The sequence below is a fragment of the Billgrantia tianxiuensis genome, assembly GCF_009834345.1.
Taxonomy (GTDB): domain Bacteria; phylum Pseudomonadota; class Gammaproteobacteria; order Pseudomonadales; family Halomonadaceae; genus Halomonas; species Halomonas tianxiuensis.
Window position 1 is genome coordinate 1,924,605 of sequence record NZ_CP035042.1, and the last position, 16,979, is coordinate 1,941,583.

Below are 16,979 nucleotides of genomic sequence, written 5' to 3' on the forward strand. Positions count from 1 at the left end.
TGCCAGGATGGTGCGCTCCGAGGCCGCCTTCCTTCATCTGTCCTTGAGCGGTGTGGCCGAGCTGGCAATGGTCGTGTCGGACGGCGTTTTTCGATGCGTGGCGTGCCATTCGCGCAGGCGTTCGATGGCCTGGAACAGGTCTTCGATCAGTGGCTCGATGTCCGCCATGCCGCGTGAGCGCAATCGGGTCTCCAGGGTCTCTGCCACCAGCGCGAGGGCGGGTGCACCGCAGTAGCGGCAAGCACCGTTGAGCGCATGCACGGCATCCAGCAGTGCCTCCGGGTCTCCGGTGGAAAGTGCGCTCTGCATGTCGCTCACGGTATCCGGCAGTGAAGCGACCAGTTCGTCCAGCAGCTCGTATGCCAGACTCTCGTTGCCGTTCGCCAGGCGCGTCCCCAGGTCCATGTCGACCACTGCCAGCTCACTGGCCAGTGAGGGGGCAGCCTCCTGCACCGCAGGCGACTTGTCAGCTGCGGCGGGTGCTGGCACGTGACCGATGTAACGCTGGAGAAGGGCTTCCAGCCGGTTGGAGTCCACCGGCTTGGCCAGCACCTCCGGCATGCCTGCCTCCCGTAGCCGTTCGCGTTCGCTGTCGTGGGCATGCGCCGTGACGGCAATAATCGGGCATTGGCTCCAGTGTCCGCCCAGCCTGCGTAGTGCGCGAGTGGTTTCGATGCCGTCCATGCCTGGCATGCGAATATCCATCAGCACCAGATGAAAGGGAGGATCTTCGGCCAGCGCCAGGGCTTCCTCGCCGCTGCCGGCTTCGACCAGCTCGAGGCCGGGGCGCTGCAGCAATTCCCGCAGCAGGCGCCGATTGATGGTGTTGTCGTCGACGACCAGGATCCGGGCCTGATCCCTTTCCTGGGCGCTGGGGAGCCGTTTCACCGCACTACAGCGACGCAGGGCATCGGCCAGCGCCTGACGTGAGACCGGCTTGCAGAGAATCTCGCAGCCGCTCGGCAGGTGTAGGTCGGGCAGATCCAGCGGCGCCATGTTGACCAGCAACAGCACCGGACAGGGACTGGCCTGAAGCCTCCTTCGCCACTCATCTAGCAGCGTTTCATTGAGTTCGCTGGGCAGGGCGGCAACCAGCAGGGACGGGTAGGGGGGCGTCAGCTCCGGCTGGCGAATTTCTTCAACCTTGCCACCCCAGAGCGTAAGGAGATGATTGAGGGCATGCCGGGTCGGAGCGTGAGGTTCATGCAGCGCGACCCGGTCGTGATCGAGGATGGCCTCTGGTTCCACCTCACTGCTGCCGACCACATCCAAGGGCAAGGTGAAGGAGAAGGTCGAGCCCCGTGAGGGTTCGCTCTCCACGGTGATTTGCCCACCCATCTGCTCGACCAGCTGTCGACTGATGGCCAGGCCCAACCCCGAACCACCGTAATGGCGCGAGTGGCTGGCCGCCGCCTGACGGAAGGCCTGGAACAGGTTGTGCTGCTCCTGCGGGGTGAGCCCGATGCCGGTATCGCTGATGCTGACGCGAAGGAGAACGCGACCCTGGGCGTTCTGCTCTTCGACCATGACCCGTACGATGACTTCGCCCTGTTCGGTGAACTTGAGTGCATTGTGGGTCAGGTTGGTAAGGACCTGGCGGATGCGCAACGGATCGCCACGCAATGGAGAGGGGACGTCGTCGTAGACCAGGCCCAGCAGATGCAGTCCCTTTTGGTGGGCCAAGGGCGCTTGTAGCCCCAGCGCCTCGTCGACCAGCGACACCATGTCCAGTTCGGCGCGATCCAGCTCGAGTCGGCCAGCTTCCATGCGCGAGAAATCGAGCACGTCATTGACCAGGGCGAGCAGGTTGTCGCAGGCGATCTGCACTTGATCGAGCCATTCGCGCTGGCGCGGTTCCAGGCGCGAACGTCCCAGCAGGCGGCAGAAGCCGACGATGCCGTTGAGCGGCGTGCGGATCTCGTGGCTCATGCTGGCAAGGAATTCGGACTTGATGCGGTTGGCTTCGAGCGCCCTGCGGTGAGCCAGGTCGAGTTCGATGTTCTTGATCTCGATGGTTTCCATCGACTCTTCCAGCTCGGCGGTGGTCTGCTCGATCTGGCGCTGCATGTTCTCGCGCGATTGCCTCATTTCGTCGCCCAGCGCATTCACATGGCGGGCCAGGCGGCGCAGCTCGGGCGGGCCTTCCTCGGGTAGGTGAGTCTCGAGATCGCCACCACGCAGGCGCCTGAGCGCCTCGGCGGCATCGTCCAGGCTGGTATCTACCCGACGACCGATCGCTGAGGCAATCACGAACAGCAGCAGCCCGAGGATCAGCAGTCCCAGCCCGGTGGTGGCGAGGCGCCGATAGTAGTCGAGAGTGAGAGCACGACTGTCGATGTCGAGTTCCAGCCAGGCCCTGCTGACCACGCTGCCTTCCAGCTCGTCTGGCTCGAGTGGCATCAGCAGCCGCCACAGGTCGCTGCTGGTATCGAGTTGTCGTGCCTGTGGCGGGGTGGTCGCAACCTGGGCACGACTGCGGCCCAGTTCGAGTTGGATCGTGTCGCCGTCGGAATAGATCCCCACACCACGTGCCTCGTCGATGTTCAGCAGGCGCCTGGCCATGCCGTCCAGTCGTGACGGTTCATCGGCGTAAATGGCCATGGCCATCTCGGGGGCTTGCTGCTCGGCGGCAGTGATGACTCGATCGCGCAAGGCCGATTTGCGCCATTCGGTATCCAGATGCAGCGCGAAAACCGCCACGACCAGCAGTACCAGCAGAGGGAGACACAGTATCCACAGTGTCAGGCGATTTCCGAGCGACATCGACTTTCCTTGGTTACGAGCCTGTATTTTCAGTATGCCACATTGGCAGAGCATGCCTGTCCAGTGAATGGCGGCACGGATATACTAACGAAAAGACCTTACTCTAAGGACGGTTACATGCAGTTTCCTACCATTGAGGATATCGTTGGGCATACGCCGTTGATCCGCCTCAAGCGCATTACGGCGGGTCGCAACAACACTCTGCTCGCCAAGCTGGAGGGCAACAACCCTGCCGGCTCGGTCAAGGATCGCCCAGCGCTGTCGATGCTGGAGCAGGCCGAAGCACGCGGCGACATCTCGCCAGGCGATACCCTGATCGAGGCGACGTCGGGCAATACCGGCATTGCCCTGGCGATGGCCGCGACGATCAAGGGGTACCGCATGATCCTGATCATGCCGGAGAGCGCCTCGAGTGAGCGCAAGCAGGCCATGGCTGCCTATGGCGCCAAGCTGATCACGGTCAGCAAGGAAGGCGGCATGGAGGAGGCGCGCGATCTGGCCGAGACGATGATCGCGCGTGGCGAGGGCAAGCCGCTCAACCAGTTCGCCAACCCCGACAATCCGCTGGCTCACTATCGCGGTACCGGTCCCGAGCTCTGGGAGCAGACCGGCGGAACCATTACCCACTTCGTCAGCTCCATGGGCACCACCGGCACTATCATGGGGTATCGGCGTACCTCAAGGAGCGCAACCCCGATGTCCAGATCATCGGTCTGCAGCCGGAGGATGGCGCCAGCATTGCCGGTATCCGTCGCTGGCCCAAGGAGTACCTGCCCAGTATCTTCGATGCCACCCGGGTCGACCGTGTGCTCGACATCGGCCAGCATGAAGCCGAGGAGCACATGCGTCGTCTGGCGCGGGAGGAGGGCATCCTTGCGGGTGTTTCTTCCGGGGGTGCCCTCGCCGGTGCGTTGCGCATCGCCGAGGAGGTCGAGAACGCCGTGATCGTGTTCATCGTCTGTGACCGTGGCGACCGCTATCTCTCGACCGGGCTGTTCGCCCCGGAGGCTTGAGGTGGCAATGCTTGGCAAGCGACGTCCGGCGCGCCAACGCTCCGGCGTTTCCGGGCTACACAAGCGCACGAACGAGGCGACGCCCGTAGCGACAAAGGCCGAGGATGAGTCCGTCACCATCGAGCGTCTTGCCCATGATGGCCGGGGCGTGGCCCGTTCGACCACCGGCAAGACCCTGTTCGTCGAAGGGGCGCTGCCCGGCGAGCGTGTCGAGGTGGCGGTACATCGCACCCGCAAGCGCTACGACGAGGCTCATGTTCGCGAGCTGCTCGAGCCGGCTGGCGAGAGAGTCGTGCCCCCTTGTATCCACTACGGCCAGTGTGGTGGCTGCGACCTCCAGCACCTTGCCGTCGAGGCCCAGCGTGAGCACAAGCGTCGGGTACTCGTCGACCTGTTGAGGCGGGAGGGCATCGAGCTGTCCGCGTCGCCCGAACTGCTGGCGGCGGAGCCGCTTGGTTATCGCCGCCGCGCCCGCCTTGGCGTCAAAGTGGATGCCGAAGGCGGCGTGCATCTCGGCTTCCGCGCGCGTCATGCCAGTCGTCTGGTCGATATCCAGTCCTGCGAGGTACTGCAGCCGGAGCTGTCGGCACTGATCGCACCGCTGCGGGCGTTGCTCAGCGAGCTCGAAGCGCCGCGCCTGGTGGGACACCTGGAGCTGATCGCCGCCGATGCGACCCGCGTCGTGGTGGTGCGTCAGTTGCGGGACAGCCAAGTCGACCTGCAACGTTGGCGTGCGTTCGGTGAAGCCCATGGCGTTGCCGTCGCCTGGCTGCTGGGGCGCGAAACTCCGACCCTGGAGTGGCTGGGCGAAGCGCCGTCGCTCATCTATCGGTTGCAGGGAGGCGATGGGGAGCTAGAGCTGGGTTTCGCGCCGGGCGATTTCGTTCAGGTCAACGAGCCGGTCAATCGTGCCATGGTGGCCACGGTGCGCGAGTGGCTGGCACCGCGCTCTGGTCAACGCCTCTTGGATCTGTTCGCCGGTATCGGCAACTTCAGCCTGCCGCTGGCGGCCGACGGAGCCGCGGTAACGGCGGTGGAGGGCAATCCCGATATGGTGGACCGGCTGCATGACAATGCCGGCAGGAATGGACTCGACATCGAGGCGCTGCAGCTCGACCTCAACGACGAGGCGGCCGTGGCGCAGCTCGTGGCACGCCTTTCACCCGCGACGGTCGTGCTAGACCCGCCGCGTGACGGAGCCGATGCGGTGTGTCGGGCGCTGGTCGAACGACCCGTGACGCGACTGGTCTACATAGCCTGTGATCCTGCCACGCTGGCACGCGATGCGGCACGACTCGTGCATGGCGGTTATCGCATCGTGCGGGTGGCGGTGGCCGATATGTTCGTGCACACCTCGCACTTGGAGTCGCTGCTGTTGCTCGAGCACGGTGCAGGCCAGCCGCTATCGCAAGGAGTCTAGAAAAATGGTGAAAGTCCGCGACGACCAGCCGATGACCGACGATGGGGACGTCGATATCGGCCACTGGCTGGAGCGTCTCCAGGAAGACGTCAAGCTGCGCGATCCCGTTGAGATGCGTGAAGCTTGCGAGCTGGCCAAGCACCTGTCGCAGGAAGCCGACCGTCCGCACAAAGCCTGGCTCCCCCGGGACACCACCTACCGCATGGGCCTCGAGATGGCGGACATTCTGGCCCTGCTCAAGCTCGACCAGACGGCCCTCGAGGCGGCGGTGCTCTACCGTGCCGTGCGCGAGGGCCTGATTTCGGTCGAGTCCGTGGCGCGGCGGTTCGGCAAGGAGGTGGCACACCTGATCGAGGGCGTGCTGCAGATGGCAGCCATCAGCAATGCCCAGGTTCCCAGCCAGGGACTGGTGCAGCACGACCAGCAGGACAACCTGCGCAAGATGCTGGTCACCATGATCGACGACGTGCGCGTGGCGCTGATCAAGATCGCCGAGCGCACCTGTGCCTTGCGCCAGGTCAAGGACGCCCGCGCGAGAAACGCCTGCAGGTGGCTCGCGAGGTATTCGACATCTACGCCCCGTTGGCCCATCGCCTGGGCATCGGTCAGGTCAAGTGGGAGCTCGAAGACCTCTCCTTCCGCTACCTGCACGAGGACGACTACAAGGCGATCGCCCGCCAGCTGGCCGAGAAGCGGCTGGACCGCGATCGCTATATCCACGACGTAGTCGAAACCCTCAAGGGCATGCTCGAGACCCAGGGCATCACCGAGTACGAGGTCAACGGCCGCGCCAAGCACATCTACTCGATCTGGCGCAAGATGAAGCGCAAGCGCATCGACTTTGCCCAGGTCAACGACGTGCGCGCCGTACGCATCCTGGTGCCGGAGGTGACCGACTGCTACACCGTGCTGGGGCTGGTTCACTCCGCTGGCACCATGTGCCCAACGAGTTCGACGACTACATCGCCAACCCCAAGAAGAACGGCTACCAGTCGCTGCACACCGCTGTGTTGGGGCCGGAGAACAAGGTGCTCGAGATTCAGATCCGCACCTTTGCCATGCACGACGAGGCGGAACTGGGCGTGTGCGCCCACTGGCGCTACAAGGGCCACGACACCGGCGGCAAGAGTTCCAGTTACGAGGAGAAGATCGCCTGGCTGCGCCAGGTCCTCGAATGGCAGGACGAGGTGGGCGACTTCGGCGACCTGCGCGAGGGGCTATCCAGCGACGTGGCGCCGGACCGCATCTACGTCTTCACCCCGGACGGCCACGTCATCGACCTGCCGCGCATCGCCACGCCGATCGACTTCGCCTACCGCGTGCATACCGAAGTGGGCCACCGCTGTCGCGGGGCCAAGGTCGACGGCCGCATCGTGCCGCTCACCTACAAGCTGAAGACCGGCCAGCAGGTCGAGATCCTCACTGCCAGCAAGGGTGGGCCCAGCCGTGACTGGCTCAATCCCAGCCTCGGCTACGTGCGCACCTCGCGGGCGCGCGCCAAGATCCAGTCGTGGTTCAAGCACCAGGCCCGCGAGCAGAACGTGGAAGAGGGCAAGGCGCTGTTCGAGCGCGAGATGCGTCGCCTCGACGTGGAGGACATGGATCTCGATACCCTGGCGCACAAGGTCAACTATCAGAGCCCCGAGGACATGTACGCCGCGCTCGGGGCCGGCGACCTGCGCATCGGGCAGGTGCTGCACCAGGCCCAGCAGCTGTTCGGCGAGACCGACGACCAGGAGCAGCTCGACCGCCTGCTGGCCAAGCCGCGACGCGATACGGGGAAAGGTGCGGCAAGCGATATCACCGTGCTGGGCGTGGGCAACCTCAAGACCAGCATGGCCAACTGCTGCCACCCGGTGCCTGGCGAGCCGATCGTCGGCTTCATCACCCAGGGGCGCGGCGTCACCGTGCATCGCCAGGATTGCCCTAACATACTGCAGCTGCGCATCGACGAGCCGCAGCGGGTCATCGAAGTGGAATGGGGTCAGCGCGCCCGCACCCAATATCCGGTGGACATCGAGATCCAGGCCTGGGATCGCTCCGGCCTGCTGCGTGACGTGACGGGCATTCTCGGCAATGAAAAGGTCAACGTACTGTCGGTCAATACCCTGACCGATACCAGCGATGGCATCGCCCGGATGCGCATTACCGTGGAAGTCGATGGGCTGGAGATGCTGGGTAGGCTCTTTTCACGCATCCAGCAGCTGTCTAACGTGATCGAGGTCCAGCGCCTGCGCACCGGAGCCAAGGCGATGAAACGCAAGGGGAGTGGTACATGAGTGAGGTCCGACACGGCATCGACGACCTACTGACGCTGATGGCCGTGCTGCGCGATCCCAGGCAGGGCTGCCCATGGGATCTCAAGCAGGACTGGGACAGCATCGTGCCGCATACCCTGGAAGAGGCCTACGAGGTGGCCGATGCCATCGAGCGTCGGGCCTTCGACGAGCTGCCGGGTGAACTCGGCGACCTGCTTTTCCAGGTGGTCTATTACAGCCAGTTCGCTCGCGAGGAGAGGCGCTTCGACTTCCACGACGTGGTGCATACCCTGACGGCCAAGATGGTGCGCCGCCATCCGCATGTGTTTCCCGACGGCACCCTGGCGTCGCGCCGCCCCGCGGGCGTCAGCGCCGAGCAGGTGGAGACCCGGCAAGTCAATAGCCGCTGGGAGTCGCTCAAGGCGGAGGAGCGCGCCGGGCGGGCCGAGGCCAGCGTCTCGGTGCTCGACGACGTGCCACGCACGCTGCCGGCACTGTCGCGTGCCGCCAAGCTCTCCAAGCGCGCGGCCCGGGTGGGGTTCGACTGGCCCGACGCCACGGGAGTGATCGCCAAGATTCGCGAAGAGCTCGACGAGGTCGAGCAGGCCCTGGCCGAGGGCGATCACCGCCATGCAGCGGAAGAAGTGGGCGACCTGCTATTCGCCGTGACCAACCTGGCACGCACTCTCAAGGCTGATCCCGAGCAGTGCCTGCGCGAGACCAATGCCAAGTTCGAGCGACGCTTTCGCCATGTCGAGGCGGCACTGGCCGAGCGTGGCATGACCACGCGCGACGTCGACCTGGACACCATGGAAGGTTACTGGCAGCAGGCCAAGCGGCTCGAGGCAGCAACGACCGATACGTCAGGACATTCCGAATCGACTTCAGGAGGAGATCGGCCATGAGTGGCGATCTGCACGAATCCCTACGCGACAACGTACGCATCCTCGGCGACAGCCTGGGCCGCACCATCGCCGATGACCTGGGCAAGGGCTTCGTCGACCGCATCGAGACCATCCGCGGCCTGGCCAAGAGCGGCCGGCAGGGAGACGTGCAGAGCAGCCGCGAGCTGATCGAATATCTGCGCAAGCTGCCCGATCGCGACCTGCTTCCGGTGACGCGTGCCTTCAACCAGTTCCTCAATCTGGCCAACATCGCCGAGCAGCACTACCGGGCGCGCTTTCGCCGCGTGGAAGACTACAAGCCCGGTTCTCAGCCGGTGCTTTCCGACCTGCTCCAGCGTGCCCGCGATGCCGGCCATACACCACGCAAGCTGGTCGAGAGCCTGGCCAGCATGCGCGTCGAACTGGTGCTGACCGCGCACCCCACCGAGGTCATCCGGCGCACCCTGATCCAGAAGTACGACGCCATCGACGAGTGCCTCACCGTCATCGAGTCCTCGCTCGACTACCCCGAGCGGGCCAGCCGCGCCCGTGGCCGTCTCGAAGAGCTGATCAGTCAGGCCTGGCACACCGACGAGATCCGTCACGAGCGGCCCACGCCGGTGGATGAGGCCAAGTGGGGCTTTGCGGTGATCGAAAACTCGCTGTGGCAGGCAGTCCCTGCGTTCCACCGCGATCTCGATAGCCTGCTGCTCGAGTGCGCCGGCGAGCGATTGCCGCTGGATGCCGCACCGCTGGTCTTCGCCTCGTGGATGGGCGGCGACCGTGACGGCAATCCCAACGTCACCTCACGGGTCACCCGCGAGGTGCTGCTGCTGGGGCGCTGGATGGCGGCGGATCTCTACCTGCGTGACCTGGAACAGCTCAAGGCCGAGCTCTCCATGTGGAAGTGCAACAGCGCGCTGCGCGCCGAGGTGGGCAACGTCGCCGAGCCCTACCGCGAGCTGCTCAAGCGTCTGGTGCAGCGGGTCGAGGCGACCCGCGACTGGGCCAAGGCCCAGCTCGACGGACGCAGCTACGAGGGTGGTTCGATCATCGAGAACAGCGACCAGCTCTATGCGCCGCTGCTCACCTGTTATCGCTCGCTGTGCGATGTGGGCCTCGACACCATTGCCAACGGCGCACTGCTCGACACGCTGCGTCGGGTGGCAGTATTCGGCGTGACCCTGACCAAGCTCGACATCCGCCAGGAAGCGAGCCGTCATGCCATGGTCATGGAGGAGCTGACCCAGGCCCTGGGGCTCGGTCACTACCGCGACTGGAGCGAGGAGCAGCGCCAGGCCTTCCTGCTGGCCGAGCTCGAGTCGCGCCGGCCGCTGATCCCAAGGCGCTGGGAGTGCTCGGCCGAGACCCGCGAGGTGCTGGATACCTTCCTGGTCATTGCCAACGAGCAGTCCGAAGCGCTGGGTACCTATATCATTTCCATGGCCGGCCAGCCCTCCGACGTGCTCACGGTCGCCCTGCTGATGAAGGAGGTGGGGGTGTCGTCTCGCTGCCCATCGCGCCGCTGTTCGAGACTCTCGACGACCTCAACCGAGCCGGCGACGTGATCGACCGGCTGCTGGCGCTGCCGGGCTACCGGGCGCTGGCCGGCGAGCGCCAGGAGGTGATGATCGGCTACTCCGACTCGGCCAAGGATGCCGGCCAGTTGGCTGCGGCCTGGGCGCAATACCGGGCCCAGGAGCGTCTGGTCGAGGTGTGCCGTGGCCACGGCGTCGCCCTTACCCTGTTCCATGGACGCGGTGGAGCAGTGGGGCGCGGCGGCGGTCCGGCCTATGCGGCCATCCTCTCGCAGCCGCCGGGTTCGGTGAACGGCAGCCTACGCGTCACCGAGCAGGGCGAGATGATTCGCTTCAAGTTCGGTCAGCCCGATATTGCCCTGCGCTCGATGGAGATCTATGCCTGTGCGGTGCTGGAGGCGACCCTGCTGCCGCCTCCGGCGCCTGAGCCGCATTGGCGTGAGGAGATGGATCGGCTGGCCGAGACCGCCCATCGCGCCTATGTCGGCGTGGTGCGCGAAGACCCCGATTTCGTGCCTTATTTCCGCGCGGTGACACCGGAGGGCGTGCTGGGGCATCTGCCGCTGGGCTCACGCCCCACCAAGCGTCGCCAGGATGGCGGGGTGGAAACGCTGCGTGCGATCCCCTGGATCTTTGCCTGGACCCAGATCCGCCTCATGCTGCCGGCCTGGTTGGGCAGCGGCGAAGCGTTCTCGGCACGCATCGAGGAGGAGGGCGGTCTCGAGGTGCTACGCGAGATGCGCGATCGCTGGCCCTTCTTCGGCACCTACCTGGACATGCTGGAGATGCTGCTGGCCAAGGCCGACGTGGGCATCGCCTCCTACTACGAGCAGCGCCTGGTCGACGAACCGGCGCTCAAGGAGTTGGGCGCCGAGCTGCGCCAGCGCTTCACCCAGCTGCAGTCGGTGGTGCTGACGATTCTCGACCAGCCGCAGTTGTTGGAGCAGACACCGCTGATCCGCCAGGCCATCGAGGTGCGCAACCCCTACATCGACCCGCTGCATGGGCTCCAAGCGGAACTCTTGCAGCGCAACCGCGACGCCGACGGCGCGATCAGCGGCGAACTCTCACGCGCCCTGATGGTGACCATGGCGGGTATCGCCGCAGGCCTGCGCAACACGGGCTAAAAGTCATTGCGCTCGGTCATACCTTGTTGGAGTGAAACGCCCCGGCCTTGGCCGGGGCGTTCGTGTACGGTCAACTCAGACGTGTCTTACTGAGGTTGCTTCACCGTACGCAGGTAGGGCTTGAGGGTGGTGAATCCTTCGGGATACTTCTTCTTCGCCTCCTCGTCGCTGACCGAGGGGGGATGATCACGTCGTCGCCGGGTCGCCAGTTCACCGGTGTGGCCACGGTATGCTTGGCGTTCAGTTGGATCGAGTCGAGCAGACGCATCACCTCGTTGAAGTCGCGGCCCGAGGTCATCGGATAGACCAGCATCGCCTTGACCTTCTTGTCCGGTCCGATTATGAACACCGAGCGCACCGTGGCGTTGTCGGCCGGCGTGCGCCCTTCGGCGCTGCCCGGTTCCTCGGCGGGGAGCATGTCATAGAGCTTGGCCACTTCGAGCTTGTCGTCGCCGATCATTGGATAATTGGGCGCGGTGCCCTGGGTTTCCTCGATATCCTTGGCCCAGGCGGTGTGGTTGTCGACCGGATCCACCGAGAGACCGATGATCTTGGTATTGCGCTTGTCGAACTCGGGCTTGAGCCTGGCCATGTAGCCCAACTCGGTGGTACAGACCGGAGTGAAGTCCTTCGGATGCGAGAACAGAATGCACCAGCTGTCGCCGATCCATTCATGGAAATTCACGGTGCCCTGGGTGGTTTGCGCCGTGAAGTCGGGCGCGGTGTCGCCGATTCTGAGACTCATCGTCGTGCTCCAGGATCATGGGTTCAGGATAGGCGTCGCATGGCCGCATGCGGACGCTGCTTGAATATAGAACACGCCTGTCAGAGTTGCAGATAATAAGGTCGCAGAGCGGCGCCTTGGGAAGAGCCGGGAAGGAAAATCAGAAGGCGTAGTGAAGCGAGGCGGTAATCAGATTCAGATGGGCCATGCTGGGGGCGTCGATCTCCTCGAACTCCAAGCGGCTCACCAGGCGGTTGTGCTGCAGGCGAGCACCGAAGCCCTGGATACGGGCGGTACCGGTCGTTGCCATGTATAGCGGTTCGCTCTGTGTCACCGGGTCGCCTTCCCATTCGGCGAAGCCGGATTTCGCATAGAGGCCGAACTGCCCCAGGCGCACGCCAGCCATCAAGCTGCCGCCCAGCGTCGTGGTGTTCACCAGCAGCGCCTGGTCGGCGTGGCGGGTCGGGACTTCGTCGCTTTCGCGATAGGTGAATTCGGCACCGAGGTCGAGCCGTGGCAGGTTGACCGGCGAGAAGCCCGCCGTGAAGCGAAAACCGGACGTATAGCCATCGGGAGTCTGTAGGTCGCCTCCCTCCAGTACCAGGCCATTGTCGAGGTACATCAAATCGCTGGTCTTGCCAGCGTAAGAGGGCGCCTGGAATCGGGTCATGGTCAAGGCGGCCAGCAGGTCGTGCGAAGCCTCGGTATAGGCGGCTGGCATGCCTTGCAGCGGCGCGGGCTCATCGGCCATGGCCAAGAGTGGCAACAGCGTCAGGCCGGCAACCATTGCAATGGCACCTCTGCAACACGTTCTCATGTGCCCTGACCCATTTCCCTGTACGGTGTGGCTCGTTGATGTCATGTCTCGATGCCCTGGTTGGGGCATACGTAATCAATTAATAAAGCCTAGCAGGCTGGCTAAGTCATCGCCAAGGTTACCTTCAACGCCAGGGTGGCGCAGGACGTGACAGGTGGCCGTCGAGCTCACTCAGACTGGGAACCTCAATGCCGTGGCGGTGCGCGGCGGCAATCAAAGGCCCCAGTATGGCTTCACGCTCGGTGGGCCTCTCGGCCAATACGTCTTGCAGCATTGAGGCGCGATTGCTGGCCGTGCCTGCTACCACCTGCCACACCAGGGCATGCCAGCCCGCCGCCGGGGAGTGATGCCCTCGGCCGCCATGATCGCTGCCACTTCATCGACGACACGCTCCACCATGGGGCGGAAAGGACGGTCGCGCAACTGCCCGTTGCGGATGCGGAAACGCGCCACCAGCGGATTGATCGCGGCATTCACCGCCAGCTTGTGCCATAACCGCACGTCGATGTCCGCCACCGCCTCGGCGGTCAGGCCCGCTTGGACGAATAGCGCTGCCAGCTCCTGGCAGAGCGAGGCATGGCGCTTGGCAAGGTCGCCGATATAGGTCACTCCGCGGCCGGCATGTACGACGCCTTCGTCGCCTGCGAGCCAGGCTCCCTCGGTGGTGGAGGCGCATAGCACAGGGCCCGGATGCCGGTGGGTGAGTTCGGGCTGAATTTGGTAGCCGTTCTGCCACAACACCAGTGTCGGCGTCCCGCTCAGTCGGGCCATGACGGCGCTATAGGCAGCTTCGGCGGCGTAGGCCTTGGTGGTCAGGTGCAGGTAGGCCGGCGTCATCGGCGGCAGCGTTGCGACCTCGGTGGTGACCAAGCGCCGGGTTCGTTGCGTGCCTTCCGGCGTGGTCAGGGTCTGCTCGGAGGGCAGCGTCCGGCGTCCGGCCAGCACCACCGGTGCAGTATCGGCCAGGTGCAGGGCCAACAGCCGACCCAGGGCGCCGGGGCCGACGATCAGATGAGTCGGGTCGTTCATGAGTCGCCTTGGTGAAAAGACACATGCAGCATACTGACATCCGGTTACCCGTTGCCAGTTCGATCAGGCGCTACGCTTGGGCCTGCGCCGCGCCCGGCTGGGAGCGCTGCGCCCACGCCGGCCCTTGCCGGACGCTGCTCGTCGCTTCGCTACGCTAGCGGCTTCGCCCTGTGCCGTGGCCATGGCCTGGCGCAGGCGGCCCGCATCGGCGCTGCCCAGCAACTGGCGCAAATCCTCGATCAACGCGGTGAGAAAGGGGGCCGGATCGTCATTGCGTTCGGCAATGCCTGCCAGTCGCTGTTCCCATAGCGCGGTGCGCTCGGGGCGAGAGGCGGCCTCGGGCAACGAGGCGATCAGACCGCTGCCCAGGCGGGTGGCACGCAGGGTCTTGTTCTGGCGTACCAGGTAGCCGCGCTCGATCAGCGTCTCGATGATCCCGGCACGGGTCGCCTCTGTGCCCAGCCCGTCATGCTCGCGCAAGGTGCGCTTGACCTCCGGGTCGTCCACGTAGCGGGCGATGTTCATCATCGCCTTGATCAGGCTGGCGTCGGTGAACGGCTCCGGCGGGCGCGTCTCGCGATCCTCCACGCTGCAGGCCTCGACTCGGCAGGGCTCGCCCTCGCGCATGGCCGGCAGCGGCGGCGCCTCCTCGCGTGTGGTGAACAGCGGCTTCCAGCCGGGCTGGAGCAGCTCCTGGCCGCTGGCGCGGAAGCGCTCGTCGAGAATAGTGAACTCCGCTTTTACCTCACGAGCGATCAAGGGCGGATAGAACTGAGCCAGTACGTTGCGCGCGATCAGGCGGAACACGTCGGCTTCAGCGCGTTCCAGGCGCTCGAGTTCGGCCGGCTTCCCAGTGGGGGCAAGCGCATGGTGAGCGCCAACCTTCCTGTCATCCCAGGCCTTGGAGCGCAGGGTGAAGTCGGCGCCGGCGAACCATTCGCGCAGGGTTTCGTCCTGGCCGCAGGCGCTACTCAGGGTCGCGTGCGCCTGGGCCAAGTGCTCCTCGGGCAGGTAGCGGCAGTCCGAGCGTGGATAGGTGATAAGCTTGTGCCGCTCGTAGAGCCGCTGGCAGATGTCCAGTACTGCCTGGGCCGAAAGCCCGAAACGTCTTGCGGCGTCCACCTGCAGGGCCGAAAGTGAGTAAGGCAGCGGTGCGGCCTGGCGTTTTTGGCGGGTTTCGAGCGCCGTCAGTCGCCCCTCGGCGCCGGGCAGGCGTGCGGCCAAGGCTTCGGCCGGCGCTCGCTCGAGCAGGCGACCCTGATCGTCGAGGCGGTGGTTTTCGGCGGGCTGCCACCAGGCACGCAGTTGGCCGTTGGCGACCGCCAGGTCGGCCCACAAGACGTAAAAGGGATAAGGCCTGAAGTCGCGGATCTCGGCATCGCGACGTACCACCAGCCCGAGTACCGGGGTCTGCACCCGGCCCACCGAGAGCACGCCATCATGGCCGGCCTGACGGCCGGTCAACGTCCAGGCGCGAGTCAGGTTGATACCATACAGCCAGTCGGCGCGTGCGCGGGATTCGGCGGCTCGGTAGAGCGGTTGGTAACGGGCGTTGTCTTCCAGTCGCGCCAGGGCGCGTTGAACAGCTGGTCGGTTGAGATCGCTGATCAGCAGGCGCGCCACAGGTCCTTTCCAGCCAAGGTGCTCGATCACCTCCTGAACCAGCAGCTGCCCCTCGCGATCCGGATCGCCGGCATGCACCACTTCGCGGGCCTGCTTGAGCAACTTGCGGATGGTGGCGAGCTGCCCCCTGGCCTTGGGTCGCGGGATGAGCTGCCAGCGGCTCGGCAGGATCGGTAGATGATCCAGCCGCCACTGCTTGTAGACTGGGTCGTAGGCATCAGGAGGCGCCTGTTCCAACAGATGGCCGAGACACCAGGTCACCACGCTGTCGCCAGCGTGCAGGGCGCCATCCTCACGGCGCACTCCGCCCGGCAAGGCATCGGCGATGGCCCGGGCCAGGCTGGGTTTTTCGGCGATGATCAAACGCACGGCAGCTATCCAGCAGAAGTTGGGACATGGATATTCTTACAGTTAGCGACTGGCATTGCCAGCCGTGCGGCGAGACCAAGCTTATACAGTACCTGTTGCATTGGTGGGGCGGCTATAAAGCGACAGCCAAGAGGAGTGCAACGCATGCGTGAACGAGGAAGGACGCGACGCCTGCTGGGGCTCGGGGCGCGCACCGGCGGCACTCTGCTGCGCAGTCAATTCGGCGGCGAGGCCGACTGGCGTGCGCTCGGCGAAGCCCTGTTCGAGGGGCTTTCCGAACTGAAGGGGCCGGCGATGAAGCTGGCCCAGATCATGGCCCAGTGGGACGACCTGCTGCCACCGGACCTGGCCGACGAGCTGGCGCGGCTGCAGCGCCAGGCCGAACCGATGCCGTGGGAGGGCATACGGCGTACTCTAATCGAGCAATATGGCGAGCTTGAGTCCCGCTTCAGCGAGATCGAGCCACAGCCGTTCGCCAGTGCCTCCATGGGGCAGGTGCATCGGGCGATCACCCGCGAAGGGGAAACACTGGTGCTCAAGGTGCAGTACCCGGGCCTGGCCGAGGTACTGGAGGGCGATCTTGCCCAGCTCCGGCGGATCATGCGCCTGGGCCGGTGGTTCAAGGTGCCGCAGGTGCGCCTCGATGCCTTGTTCGAGGAGCTTGCCGCCAGCCTGCGCAGCGAACTCGACTACCATGCCGAAGCCTGTGCTTTGGTGCGCTATCGCGAGCGCTATGCGCACCTGAAGGGGCTGGTGATTCCCGAGCCCTTGCCCGAGCTTTCCGGGCCGCGAGTGCTGGCCATGCGCTATGTGGCCGGAACACCGCTGCGCGAACTGGAGGGCGCGGACGATGCCCTGCGCCAGCGCATTGCCACGACGTTGGCCGACTGGCTTACCGAGGAGCTGTTCACACACGGCGAGCTGCATGCCGACCCACACGCAGGAAACTTCGCTGCCGATGGTGAAGGCCGGCTGGTGATCTATGACCTGGGGGCGGTGATTCCGGTGCCAGAGGGGCATCTCAAGGCCATGATGCAGTTGCTCGATGCCACCCTGGCAGCGGATCCCATGGCCATGGATGACGCCCTACGCCGGCTGGGCGGACGCCAGGGGCAGGGTGCCCCTCTGGCGCTGTATCGTGAATCCGCCGAGGCGGTGGCGCCGCTATTCGAGCCCGGTGAGCAAGACTTCTCCGACGTGCGGGTGCATCGCCGTCTGCGTGATCTCACGCCCAAGGTATGGGCGGCCATGGATCGCCTGCAGCCGCCGGTGGACGTGCTGCTGCTCTCGCGCACGCTCAATGGGCACTACTGGAACCTGGTACGGCTGGGGGCCCGCCTCGACATGCATGCCCGCACGCGTCCGCTGCTGGCGTGGGCGCGTCGTTGAGCCAATGACATGACGGCCACGATTC

The 16,979-nt window shown here is 65.2% G+C and carries 8 protein-coding genes and 4 pseudogenes; 6 read left to right on the plus strand and 6 right to left on the minus strand.

Features of this window, described 5'->3' with window-relative positions; genetic code table 11:
- Nucleotides 1–33: 33 nt before the first annotated feature.
- On the minus strand, nt 34–2,763 hold the full coding sequence (locus EKK97_RS08945) for an ATP-binding protein (protein ID WP_159551236.1): 2,730 nt from the start codon (nt 2,761–2,763) through the stop codon (nt 34–36).
- Nucleotides 2,764–2,880: 117 nt separating this feature from the next.
- Between EKK97_RS08945 and cysM the strand changes: the two are divergent.
- From cysM to ppc, 5 genes and pseudogenes are all read left to right on the plus strand, one after another.
- Nucleotides 2,881–3,776 (plus strand): annotated as a pseudogene (cysM, locus tag EKK97_RS08950) (cysteine synthase CysM).
- A gap of 1 nt (nt 3,777) precedes the next feature.
- Nucleotides 3,778–5,196: a 23S rRNA (uracil(1939)-C(5))-methyltransferase RlmD gene (gene rlmD, locus EKK97_RS08955; RefSeq protein WP_159551238.1), complete on the plus strand. Its 1,419-nt coding sequence runs from the start codon at nt 3,778–3,780 to the stop codon at nt 5,194–5,196.
- A gap of 4 nt (nt 5,197–5,200) precedes the next feature.
- Nucleotides 5,201–7,475: pseudogene (relA, locus tag EKK97_RS08960) on the plus strand (GTP diphosphokinase).
- Nucleotides 7,472–8,359 carry a nucleoside triphosphate pyrophosphohydrolase gene (gene mazG, locus EKK97_RS08965; RefSeq protein WP_159551240.1) on the plus strand — a complete coding sequence of 296 codons (888 nt, stop codon included), beginning with the start codon at nt 7,472–7,474 and terminating at the stop codon, nt 8,357–8,359. The pseudogene relA and the gene mazG overlap by 4 nt, the downstream one beginning before the upstream one ends.
- Nucleotides 8,356–11,003, plus strand: a pseudogene (ppc, locus tag EKK97_RS08970) (phosphoenolpyruvate carboxylase). The gene mazG and the pseudogene ppc overlap by 4 nt, the downstream one beginning before the upstream one ends.
- Before the next feature lie 86 nt (nt 11,004–11,089).
- Here ppc and EKK97_RS08975 read toward each other — a convergent pair.
- The 5 genes and pseudogenes from EKK97_RS08975 to EKK97_RS08990 form a co-directional block, all read right to left on the minus strand.
- Nucleotides 11,090–11,748, minus strand: a pseudogene (locus tag EKK97_RS08975) (peroxiredoxin).
- 139 nt (nt 11,749–11,887) lie between these two features.
- On the minus strand, nt 11,888–12,514 hold the full coding sequence (locus tag EKK97_RS08980) for a hypothetical protein (protein ID WP_234286379.1): 627 nt from the start codon (nt 12,512–12,514) through the stop codon (nt 11,888–11,890).
- A 154-nt stretch (nt 12,515–12,668) separates the two neighbouring features.
- The gene (locus tag EKK97_RS25750) at nt 12,669–12,818 is read right to left on the minus strand and encodes a ketopantoate reductase C-terminal domain-containing protein (protein WP_340162946.1); all 150 of its coding nucleotides are present in this window, start codon (nt 12,816–12,818) and stop codon (nt 12,669–12,671) included.
- A 26-nt stretch (nt 12,819–12,844) separates the two neighbouring features.
- Nucleotides 12,845–13,573 (minus strand): ketopantoate reductase family protein, encoded by a 729-nt coding sequence (locus EKK97_RS08985; RefSeq protein ID WP_340162947.1) that lies wholly within the window; start codon nt 13,571–13,573, stop codon nt 12,845–12,847.
- Between the two features lie 63 nt (nt 13,574–13,636).
- Nucleotides 13,637–15,565 (minus strand): DNA topoisomerase III, encoded by a 1,929-nt coding sequence (locus EKK97_RS08990; protein ID WP_159551244.1) that lies wholly within the window; start codon nt 15,563–15,565, stop codon nt 13,637–13,639.
- A 144-nt stretch (nt 15,566–15,709) separates the two neighbouring features.
- Here EKK97_RS08990 and EKK97_RS08995 point away from each other — a divergent pair, with 144 nt between their 5' ends.
- Complete coding sequence (locus EKK97_RS08995; RefSeq protein WP_159551246.1) at nt 15,710–16,954, plus strand: ABC1 kinase family protein; 1,245 nt, start codon at nt 15,710–15,712, stop codon at nt 16,952–16,954.
- The last annotated feature ends 25 nt before the right edge of the window (nt 16,955–16,979 follow it).

What these genes read in the sequence shown, in the direction of transcription:
- mazG (WP_159551240.1), top strand. Translation starts at nt 7,472, where the DNA reads ATGAGTGAGGTCCGACACGGCATCGACGACCTACTGACGCTGATGGCC.
- EKK97_RS08995 (WP_159551246.1), top strand. Translation starts at nt 15,710, where the DNA reads ATGCGTGAACGAGGAAGGACGCGACGCCTGCTGGGGCTCGGGGCGCGC.
- EKK97_RS08985 (WP_340162947.1), bottom strand. Translation starts at nt 13,573, where the DNA reads ATGAACGACCCGACTCATCTGATCGTCGGCCCCGGCGCCCTGGGTCGG.
- EKK97_RS08980 (WP_234286379.1), bottom strand. Translation starts at nt 12,514, where the DNA reads ATGGTTGCCGGCCTGACGCTGTTGCCACTCTTGGCCATGGCCGATGAG.
- EKK97_RS08945 (WP_159551236.1), bottom strand. Translation starts at nt 2,763, where the DNA reads ATGTCGCTCGGAAATCGCCTGACACTGTGGATACTGTGTCTCCCTCTG.
- EKK97_RS25750 (WP_340162946.1), bottom strand. Translation starts at nt 12,818, where the DNA reads ATGCTGCAAGACGTATTGGCCGAGAGGCCCACCGAGCGTGAAGCCATA.